General features: G+C 66.6%; 10 protein-coding genes. 1 reads left to right on the forward strand and 9 read right to left on the reverse strand.

Going from position 1 to position 9,518, the window contains the following annotated elements:
• Positions 1 to 1,566, forward strand: a 1,566-nt coding sequence (locus JYJ84_RS20285) for a family 2A encapsulin nanocompartment cargo protein cysteine desulfurase (protein ID WP_205189406.1), incomplete at its 5' end; no start/stop codon positions are given.
• 58 nt (positions 1,567 to 1,624) lie between these two features.
• On the opposite strand, the gene JYJ84_RS20290 is transcribed toward JYJ84_RS20285, so the two are convergent.
• The 9 genes from JYJ84_RS20290 to JYJ84_RS20330 form a co-directional block, all read right to left on the reverse strand.
• Positions 1,625 to 2,518, reverse strand: a complete 894-nt coding sequence (locus JYJ84_RS20290; protein WP_175219265.1) for an acetylglutamate kinase — start codon at positions 2,516 to 2,518, stop codon at positions 1,625 to 1,627.
• 48 nt (positions 2,519 to 2,566) lie between these two features.
• Positions 2,567 to 3,088 carry a PTS sugar transporter subunit IIA gene (locus tag JYJ84_RS20295; RefSeq protein ID WP_175219267.1) on the reverse strand — a complete coding sequence of 174 codons (522 nt, stop codon included), beginning with the start codon at positions 3,086 to 3,088 and terminating at the stop codon, positions 2,567 to 2,569.
• Positions 3,089 to 3,227: 139 nt separating this feature from the next.
• Positions 3,228 to 3,446, reverse strand: a complete 219-nt coding sequence (locus tag JYJ84_RS20300; protein WP_011356211.1) for a hypothetical protein — start codon at positions 3,444 to 3,446, stop codon at positions 3,228 to 3,230.
• Positions 3,447 to 3,504: 58 nt separating this feature from the next.
• On the reverse strand, positions 3,505 to 3,876 hold the full coding sequence (locus JYJ84_RS20305; protein WP_175219269.1) for a DUF6697 family protein: 372 nt from the start codon (positions 3,874 to 3,876) through the stop codon (positions 3,505 to 3,507).
• A 441-nt stretch (positions 3,877 to 4,317) separates the two neighbouring features.
• On the reverse strand, positions 4,318 to 5,610 hold the full coding sequence (locus JYJ84_RS20310; protein ID WP_175219271.1) for a hypothetical protein: 1,293 nt from the start codon (positions 5,608 to 5,610) through the stop codon (positions 4,318 to 4,320).
• Between the two features lie 58 nt (positions 5,611 to 5,668).
• A complete protein-coding gene (locus JYJ84_RS20315; protein WP_175219273.1) occupies positions 5,669 to 6,283 on the reverse strand; it encodes a LysE family translocator in 615 nt (204 codons plus the stop codon).
• A 178-nt stretch (positions 6,284 to 6,461) separates the two neighbouring features.
• Positions 6,462 to 8,102, reverse strand: coding sequence for a chaperonin GroEL (groL, locus tag JYJ84_RS20320; RefSeq protein WP_175219275.1), 1,641 nt, complete (start codon positions 8,100 to 8,102; stop codon positions 6,462 to 6,464).
• 12 nt (positions 8,103 to 8,114) lie between these two features.
• The gene (locus tag JYJ84_RS20325; RefSeq protein WP_011356207.1) at positions 8,115 to 8,405 is read right to left on the reverse strand and encodes a co-chaperone GroES; all 291 of its coding nucleotides are present in this window, start codon (positions 8,403 to 8,405) and stop codon (positions 8,115 to 8,117) included.
• A gap of 142 nt (positions 8,406 to 8,547) precedes the next feature.
• On the reverse strand, positions 8,548 to 9,518 hold a 971-nt coding region (locus tag JYJ84_RS20330; RefSeq protein WP_205189407.1), incomplete at its 5' end, for an alpha/beta fold hydrolase.

The following is a 9,518-nucleotide window of genomic DNA, read 5'->3' on the forward strand; positions in this document are numbered from 1 at the left end:
GCCGTGTCGATCGCACCGGCGCTCGAACCGCGCGTCGGCGGCGCGGCGCTCGGCGTGCCGCAGGTGAATGCACCGGCACCGGAAGGCGCGGCGAAGGCATCGCCGTACTACTTCACCGACGGTTCGCTGCAGGGCTGGCAGGCGACGCCGCAGGACATCGTGGTGCCGTCGAACGGTCTTGCGTCGCCGGAAGCGTTCGGGCTGCCGGGTGACGACGCGCTGCGCGAACTGCTTGCCGTGCATCGCGACGTGCCGGTGTCGCGTGCATCGGGCGCCGACGTGCCGCGGTACTTCATCGACGATGCGCATGCAGCCGAGCCGCAAGGCCAGTTGCATCGCGGCGCGCACCCGCCGTTCGACGTGAACGCGATCCGCCGCGATTTCCCGATCCTGCAGGAGCGCGTGAACGGCAAGCAGCTCGTGTGGTTCGACAACGCAGCGACGACCCACAAGCCGCAGGCCGTGATCGATCGGCTCGCGTATTTCTATGCGCACGAGAACTCGAACATTCACCGCGCCGCGCATGCGCTGGCTGGCCGCGCGACGGACGCGTACGAGCATGCGCGGGACACCGTGCGGCGTTTCATCGGCGCGTCGTCGCCTGATGAAATCGTGTTCGTGCGCGGCACGACCGAGGCGATCAACCTGATCGCGAAGACGTGGGGCGTGCAGAACGTCGGCGAAGGCGACGAGATCATCGTGTCGCATCTCGAGCATCACGCGAACATCGTTCCGTGGCAGCAGCTTGCCGCGCAAAAGGGCGCGAAGCTGCGCGTGATTCCGGTCGACGATTCGGGGCAGGTGCTGCTCGACGAATACCGGAAGCTGCTCAACGAGCGCACGAAGATCGTGTCCGTCACGCAGGTGTCGAACGCGCTCGGCACGGTTGTGCCGGTGAAGGAAATCGTCGAGCTTGCGCATCGTGCCGGCGCGAAGGCGCTCGTCGACGGCGCGCAGTCGATCTCGCACATGCGCGTGGATGTGCAGGCGCTCGATGCGGATTTCTTCGTGTTCTCCGGGCACAAGATCTACGGGCCAACCGGGATCGGCGTCGTGTACGGCAAGCGCGCGATCCTCGACGACATGCCGCCGTGGCAGGGTGGCGGCAACATGATCGCGGACGTGACGTTCGAGCGCACGGTGTTCCAGCCGCCGCCGAACCGGTTCGAGGCCGGCACCGGCAACATCGCGGATGCGGTGGGGCTGGGTGCTGCGCTCGATTATGTGAACCGGGTCGGCATCGAGAACATCGCTCGCTACGAGCACGACCTGCTCGCGTATGCGACGAGCGTGCTTGCGCCAGTGCCGGGTGTGCGGCTCGTCGGTACCGCGCGCGACAAGGCGAGCGTGCTGTCGTTCGTGCTGAAGGGCTATGAGACCGAGGAAGTCGGGCAGGCGCTGAACGAAGAGGGCATCGCGGTGCGCTCGGGGCATCACTGCGCGCAACCGATCCTGCGGCGGTTCGGGCTCGAGGCAACGGTGCGGCCGTCGCTCGCGTTCTACAACACGTGCGACGAAGTCGATGCGCTGGTGAGCGTCGTGCGGCGTCTTGCGACGCGGCGTTGACGTCGTTCGCTTGCGGCGGCCCGTTCGGGTCGCCGCAAGCGATCTATCGCTACAAAAATCAGAACCGCACGACCTGTTTCTGCTCGACGCTGAAGCCGTCGCGCAGCACGCTGGCCGAATCCGCGAAGTAGCGGCGGGTTTCCGACAGCAGGTCGGTGTTGCCGCGACGGCAGAACACCACGCCCGATCCTTCCTCCGTCAGCAGTTCGTCGATCAGCGATTCGGGTTGCCCGATATCGGCGAGATGAACGTTCTGCACGCCGTGCGCGAGCGCATCGAGCGCTTCCCGCACGCAGGGTGCCGCAGTGGCGGCCGGATGCTCGGCCAGCCATTGCTCGAGTTCCGCGATGCCGTAGAGCCCGGCGAGCTCGCCGAGTTCGCGCAATAGCGTGCTTTCAACCATCATCACCAGCGTCACGGCGCCCGTGCGCTGCGCGAAGAGGCTGCCGAGCCGTTCCGCACGCAGCAGGTGATCATGGCCGGCGTCGTCCGGCGCGACCGGCATCACGACGGGCACCAGCCCGTTCGCGAGAAAAGCATTCAGCGCGGCACCGTCGAACCGGGCGACCGCGCTCGTGTCGGTGCGGTCGGATTCCGCGCTGACAACCAGCAGGCCGCCATCATGACCGTCGATGCCGATCGCCTTGGCACCGTGACTGCCGATCAGGCGCACCAGTTCGTGATTGACACCCGCCATCGCCGCGTGAACGACGTGGACCGATTGCATACCGGATGTGTCCGGCACACCCTGGACGACGATCGGACGAACGCCGGTGAGTGCGAGCAGCGCGACATCCTGCGCGAATGCCTGACGGGCGCGCGCGTCGCGCGCGGTGCCGCCCTCGACGATGACGACGGTCTGTCCGTGCAGGGCCTGCATGAACGGTAGCGAGCGTGCGAGTCCGGCCACGCGACGGGACGTAAGGGTGGGACTTTCAGGGTCTGGGAACATGGGAATCCGAATGGATGAAGGGAGTGCCTGCCGCCGCACGGTGCGGCATCAATGCGTGCGTTGCATCAGCTGGTGAATCTCGTCGGGCGTCTGCGCGTCGCGCGATGCCTGCCGGAACGAGCGTTCGCTGAAACACCGCGCCGCGTCGGCGAGCAGTTCGAGGTGTGCGCGATCGTCTTGTTTCGGCAGGACCAGCACGATGAATTCGTGCACGGGCTTGCTGTCCGGTGCGTTGAAGGTGAACGGATACTGCGCGCGGACGAACAGCGCGACGGCCGAGCGGAGACCGTCGACGCGCGCATGCGGAATCGCGACGCCCTGGCCGAGGCCGGTCGAGCCGAGCTGTTCGCGCTTGATCAGTTCGGTCCTGATCCGTTCCGCGGCGACACCACTGCTGCGCTCGATATGTCGCGCGACGAGGTCGAACAACTGGATCGCGCTTTCGACCGGCACGTCGAGCACGATGTTGTCCGTTGGGCAGGCGTCGGCCAGCCGGGTCGCGGCGGGCATGCCGCTGCGTCGGCGGGGAAGGTCGGGTTGGCCGCCGATGGCGGCCTGCTGCGTTTGCATGCGGATCTCTCCGTGTCGGGATGACAGGGAAATCCTAGACAAAACCGCGTAAAGACGGTGTCAGATACGCGGGGGCCCGGCATTAAAATTGTGTATCGATTGCGTCGCGGCGTGCGCGACGCGCTCGATACGCACCGCTTCAGGTACCCGACAGGACGAACGGCAGCGTCGTCAGCAGAAAGACCGAAATGCCGACCACCGGTGCACCGAACGCGATCGCCGCGAACGCCACCGCGGCGCTGGTCAGCACGAGCGTTCTCGACACCCGTCGGTGCCGGTCGTGTGCAGCCGCCCTGTCATCGCGGATTGCATCGGTCCGCGCACCGATCACGTGTTTCCAGAACGTCAGGCCAAGCATGAGTGCTCCTGTATGAAAGATGACCGGGACGGGGCGCGCGATGCGCCCCGCGTGTGTTTCAGCAGCGCTCGAGCTTGAGCACGCGCGAGATCTGTCCGGGCGTGAAGCTGCTGTTGCGCACGTAAGGCGCGCAGTCGAGCGGTGCGGTAAGCGATTCGCTGACGACGTACTGGCCGACGAAGCGGTACGCGTCGGTTGCCATGCGGATGAACACCGGAATCGCATCGCGTTGCGCGGCGAGCGTCCTGCCGGCCGCTCGCGCGGACGCGCTGCCGTCGCAGAGGATCACGTCGGGCGCGTGCGGGTTGAGGTCCGTGCGCAGGCAGGCGGCGACGACCTTGCCGTTTTTCGTCGGCAGGAACGCCTGTTTGCTGCCGCCGCACGTGGTGTGGATGAATTCGCGGGTGTACTGCTTGTCGATCTCGAACATGACCGGGCTCCGGTATCGGAAACTTCCGTGGGTTAAATCAGGTATGCAAAGTAATGCGACCGGATCGGCATGTCGGATACGGGCAGGCCAATCGATCGTTGCCGGGGCGGCGGATCGATGGCGCGTCGTGGCACGGGATTGTCCGCGCGAATACGCTTGCTCGCACGATGCGCGATCAACGCATCGACGTCGTGTTCAAGCGTGCACGGGGATGACTACGGCGCGCACCGTCCGCCTGCTGGCAGGACGGTGGCTCGGGAACAGAGAGACGCAGGCGTCCTGCCTGTCAGGCAGAAAAGCAACTCGGAGGGCGAGGACTTCGGATGCGCATGTGCGTACTCGGTGATGGATGGATTGCGAACACATTCTAGTGAACGCATGCGCGGGCGCAAGTAAAAAGGTCGTAAAGGTTGCGTGGTCCGTGCGGGATCGCGCCGTGTACTACGTGCACTGCCAGAGATGCGCGCTGGTGCGGCACGGCGCGCACCAGAACGTGTAGTTTGCGCCGCCGCTGCCCCACAGCCATTCGCTGCCGTCCGTTTGCGGAAGGCCGGAATCGAGCTGCATGACGAATGACATCTTGCGGCCGCAATCCGGGCAGTCGGGATACCACGCGGACTGTACCCACGACGGTGCGCCGCCGACACGACTCAGGTTCTGCCGGCTGTTCGACAGGCCCCATTCCTGCCGCGTCCAGCGTGCGGGCGCGGCGAAGAGTGCAACGTCGGCCTCCACGAACGGGGCCGCCGTATATTCCGGCTGGATCGCGGCGTCGCGTTGCTGAGACGGGTGTGCGCAGGCGTTGCCGGCGTCGTCGTGGCGGTGGAATATCGGGCCGTCGCTCTCCCAGCCGACACACGACAGGCAGGTGTCGAACGACACGGGCGTTGAGCTGTCGATGCCCGCTTCGGCGGGTTGGGGCAGTGTCAGCAACCGATGCAGCGGCGCGTGGCACAGGCCGCATCGATGCGACGATACGCCGCCAAAGCGCGCGTCCAGTCGATGCGAATCGCCGGCGCGCCAGGTTGCATGATGCGCGAGAACCCCGCGTTGCCATTTCGGCTGGGCGCGGAGTATCGGTGCGCCCAGCGTCGGCCCGAAGTCGATATGCAGCGGCGTTTCGCCGTGCAATGCGCGCAATGTGTCGTGTTCCTGAGCGTAGCCGGCGGACATGAGCCGGTTGGCGCGCGTCCCGGGATCGTCCGGAAACAACCACGCTGCCGCGTCGCGAACGGCGGCAGGCTGTCGCGAATGGAGCAGCGCGACGGCACGCGCATGCGCTGCCTTGCTGCCGGAAGGGACGTCGGCAAGCCGGCCGCGCCATCGTTCGACCGTCGCCGGATCGAGCATCCGCCACACGTTGTCCTCGAGGTACACGCGCGGCGACTGCTTCGTGGTGGAAACGTCAAGGAGCATGTCCCAGTGACCGGAAAACATCTGCGGTGTCTGGGTTGCCACGCTCGACAACACGCTCGCAAGCCGTTCGTTCCATGCGCCGTTGCGGATGTCTTGCCACGCTTCGGTGGCGACCTTCGCGAAAGCCGTGTCGTCCATCAGATCGAGCGCGGCGTCGAGGAACGTCGCGTGCGGGAACACGCGATCGAACGATGCGATCACGAGGTCGGCGAGTGCCGCCGGGTCGTCGTGCCGCAGCGCCAGCATCTGCGACACCGGATCGTTGTCGGTCCAGCCGAGGCGTTCGTAGTCGTCGAGAATGGTTTGTATGGTCGGCATGGTGGGGCGTGGTGGCGGTTCGAAACGTGAGTGCCTGCGTGAGCGGAAACGCAGCGGATCAGCGTCCGGCGAGCATCCGTCCGCCGACCCCCATCAGCAGCAGGCCGGCCGTCGTATCGAGCACGGCCTTGCGACGAACCAGCAGCGCGCGCACCGACGGGTGCGACGCGAGCAGCGCCATCGTGCAATACCACGCGGCCGAGATTGCCACCGACAGCGTGACGACCGCGAGATCGAGCCAGGCCGGCGCATGGGCCGGCACCATCAGCGCGAAGATGCTCCCGTAGAACGCGACCGATTTCGGATTCGTCATGCTGACGACATAGCCCTTCCTCACGGCGTGCCAGTCGGACGCGGCGGCCGGCGCGGCAACAGGCAACGGCTTGCGCGCGGTCACGATCATCTTCAGGCCGAGCCAGATCAGGTACGCGGCGCCCGCCAGCCGCAGCGCCGTGTGCACCCATGCGACATGCGTGACGAGCAGGCTCAGCCCGGCGATCGCGATCGCCGCCCAGGTGCCGGACGCGGCGGCCAGGCCCAGGCCCGTCATCACGCCGGCGCGGCGCGACGCGACCGCGGTCGACGTGACGATCACGAAGTTCGGGCCGGGGCTGGCGACGCTCAGTAACAGGACGCCGGCAAGCGGCAGCAAGGTGTTGACGGTGGTCGACATGGCGTGGAAGGCAGTGCGACGGGACGGGCGTTCATCTTACCCGAGCGCGCTGGCGGGCCGGCACGCCGCTCTGTTTCGCCAATCGAACGCAAAAAACGCGTGACGACTTTCATCGCCACGCGCAGTGGGAGTCTGCAAGGTCGCGCGCGTCCGGCGAACCGGCACACGCGCCACACCGTCAGAAATCGAACCCGGGCCCACCCGCACCCGGGCCGCCAGGTGCCGCCGCCGGTGCCGCATCCTTCGGCGCTTCGAACACGGTCGCATCGGTCGTCAGCAGCAGCCCCGCGACCGACGCCGCGTTCTGCAGTGCCGTGCGCGTGACCTTGGTCGGATCGAGCACGCCCGATTCGACGAGGTCGCCGTATTCGCCGGTCTGCGCGTTGTACCCGAAGTTGCCCGAGCCTTCGGCCACCTTCGCGACGACGACGCTCGCTTCCTCGCCCGCGTTCGTGACGATCTGGCGCAGCGGTTCCTCGAGTGCGCGCAGCACGATCTTGATGCCCGCGTTCTGGTCGGCATTCACGCCCTGCAGTTCGCGGATCGCCTGCCGCACGCGGATCAGCGCGACGCCGCCGCCCGGCACGATGCCTTCCTCGACGGCCGCGCGCGTGGCGTGCAGCGCGTCGTCGACGCGATCCTTCTTCTCCTTCACCTCGATCTCGGTCGCGCCGCCGACCTTGATCACCGCCACACCGCCCGCGAGCTTCGCGACGCGTTCCTGCAGCTTTTCACGGTCGTAGTCCGACGTGGCTTCCTCGATCTGCACGCGGATCTGCTTCACGCGCGCTTCGATGTTCTTCGCATCGCCCGCGCCGTCGATCACGGTCGTGTTTTCCTTGCCGACCTCGATGCGCTTCGCCTGGCCGAGTTCGGCGAGCGTCGCCTTTTCGAGCGTCAGGCCCGTTTCCTCGGCGATCACCTGCCCGCCGGTGAGGATCGCGATGTCCTCGAGCAGCGCCTTGCGGCGGTCGCCGAAGCCCGGCGCCTTCACGGCCACCGTCTTCAGGATTCCGCGAATGTTGTTCACGACCAGCGTCGCGAGCGCTTCGCCTTCGACATCTTCCGCGATGATCAGCAGCGGCCGGCCCGACTTCGCGACCTGTTCGAGCACCGGCAGCAGGTCGCGGATGTTCGAGATCTTCTTGTCGTGCAGCAGGATGTACGGGCTTTCGATCTCGGCGATCTGCTTCTCGGGATTGTTGATGAAGTACGGCGACAGGTAGCCGCGATCGAACTGCAGCCCCTCGACGACATCGAGTTCGTCCGCGAGCGACTTGCCGTCCTCGACGGTGATCACGCCTTCCTTGCCCACGCGGTCGATCGCTTCCGCGATGCGCTGGCCGATCGACTCCTCGCCGTTCGCGGAGATCGTCGCGACCTGCGCGATTTCCTTGCTCGTGGTGGTCGGCCGGCTGATCTTCTTCAGTTCGTCGACGGCCGCGGTGACGGCCTTGTCGATACCGCGCTTCAGGTCGAGCGGATTGAGCCCGGCCGCGACGTATTTCTGGCCCTCACGGACTATCGCCTGCGCGAGCACGGTGGCCGTCGTGGTGCCGTCGCCGGCCGCATCGCTGGTGCGCGACGCGACTTCCTTCACGAGCTGTGCGCCGATGTTCTGCAGCTTGTCCGCGAGTTCGATTTCTTTCGCGACCGACACGCCGTCCTTCGTGACGATGGGTGCGCCGAAGCTGCGTTCGAGCACGACGTTGCGGCCCTTCGGCCCGAGCGTGACCTTCACCGCGTTCGCAAGAATGTTCACGCCTTCGGTCAGCTTCGACCGTGCGACGTCGCTGAAAATGATTTCCTTCGCTGCCATGATTGCGCTCCGTTATTGATTGACGACCGCGACGATGTCTTCCTCGCGCAGTACGAGAAACTCGTTGCCGTCCACCTTGACGGCCTGGCCCGCGTACTTGCCGAACAGCACGCGCTCGCCGACCTGCAGGTCGGGCACGATGCGCTGGCCGTCCGCATCCTTGCGGCCGGGGCCGACGGCGATCACTTCACCCTGGTCGGGCTTTTCCGCGGCGCTGTCGGGGATTACGATGCCCGACGCGGTGGTGGTTTCCTGGTCGAGTCGCTTCACGATCACGCGGTCGTGCAAGGGGCGTAGGCTCATTGGTTCGTCCTGTGCTGGTCTGTCGAAATTGGCTGGCACTCTTTTGCAGAGAGTGCTGACGAGTATAAAAATGCGCGGCGGCGCGATCCAATAACGGATTCGGAAATGCATTCGCGCCGTCGTGCAAAGCGCGCAGTGCCGGCTATTGCGACACGGCCTGCTGCGCGGCCGGCGCGCAGATCGGGTGGATCGTCTCGCCGGCGAGCACGCGCTTCACGAACGGAATCGAATCGGCGAGCGACGCGTTCACGGTGCCGTTGTGCTCACGGCCCGCATACAGGTGCGCCTCGACGGTCGTGCCGGCCGCGCATGCGTCCTTCGCGAGCGCGAGTTCGAGCGGCGCGAGCCCGTCGTCCGCGCCCGCACCGATGAAGACGGGCGTGGCGATCTTCAGCGTCGGGTATTTGAGGTACTCATCCCACCATGTCTTCAGCCGCGCATCGCCACCGGGCTTCACGGTGTTCGCGTGCGTGAGGTGCGCGAGCGCCGCGTCGTCCTCGAGCGACGCGAGGCAACTGATGCGCGACTGTTCGAGGATCGGCAACGCCTGCTCGGTCAGCACCTCGTCCGCACGCAGCGACGGGTCGATCTGCTGCGCGGAGAGCACCGAGTAGAACTGATACGCGAGCGTCGGATCGACGCGCTCGGGATCGCGCCGGTATGCGCTCTCGAACTTCGGCAGCGACGCGAGCGTGGCCGGCGATGCGTTGTAGATCGTGCCGGTGGCAACGGTCGCGCGGATCGCGAGTTCGGGCGCATAGACGGGCGCGTAGCCGGCCGCCGCGAACACGGCCGAGCCGCCTTGCGACTGACCGACGAGCACGACTTCGTTCGCGAGGCCCGGTACGCCGCCGAGCACCGCGCGCACGCTGTCCAGCAGCGTGTAGCTGTTCGAGCGGTTGTTGAGCTGTGGATTCGGGCCGGGCGTGCCGAGCCCCTGATAGTCGGTCGCGACGACCGCGAACCCTTGTTGAAGCCATGCGTTCAGGTAGCGCACGTCGCGATACGAGCGGCCGAACCACGAAGGCGCGCAGATGTCGGCCATCCCGAACGTGCCGTGCGCCCACGCGACGATCGGCCAGCCGCCCGCCGGCGGCGTGCCGCGCGGCACGA

Origin of the sequence: Burkholderia sp. LMG 13014 (assembly GCF_905232215.1) — a bacterium.
Taxonomy (GTDB): domain Bacteria; phylum Pseudomonadota; class Gammaproteobacteria; order Burkholderiales; family Burkholderiaceae; genus Burkholderia.

What these genes read in the sequence shown, in the direction of transcription:
- JYJ84_RS20300 (WP_011356211.1), bottom strand. Translation starts at nt 3,446, where the DNA reads ATGCTTGGCCTGACGTTCTGGAAACACGTGATCGGTGCGCGGACCGAT.
- JYJ84_RS20295 (WP_175219267.1), bottom strand. Translation starts at nt 3,088, where the DNA reads ATGCAAACGCAGCAGGCCGCCATCGGCGGCCAACCCGACCTTCCCCGC.
- JYJ84_RS20290 (WP_175219265.1), bottom strand. Translation starts at nt 2,518, where the DNA reads ATGTTCCCAGACCCTGAAAGTCCCACCCTTACGTCCCGTCGCGTGGCC.
- JYJ84_RS20310 (WP_175219271.1), bottom strand. Translation starts at nt 5,610, where the DNA reads ATGCCGACCATACAAACCATTCTCGACGACTACGAACGCCTCGGCTGG.
- groL (WP_175219275.1), bottom strand. Translation starts at nt 8,102, where the DNA reads ATGGCAGCGAAGGAAATCATTTTCAGCGACGTCGCACGGTCGAAGCTG.
- JYJ84_RS20305 (WP_175219269.1), bottom strand. Translation starts at nt 3,876, where the DNA reads ATGTTCGAGATCGACAAGCAGTACACCCGCGAATTCATCCACACCACG.
- JYJ84_RS20315 (WP_175219273.1), bottom strand. Translation starts at nt 6,283, where the DNA reads ATGTCGACCACCGTCAACACCTTGCTGCCGCTTGCCGGCGTCCTGTTA.
- JYJ84_RS20325 (WP_011356207.1), bottom strand. Translation starts at nt 8,405, where the DNA reads ATGAGCCTACGCCCCTTGCACGACCGCGTGATCGTGAAGCGACTCGAC.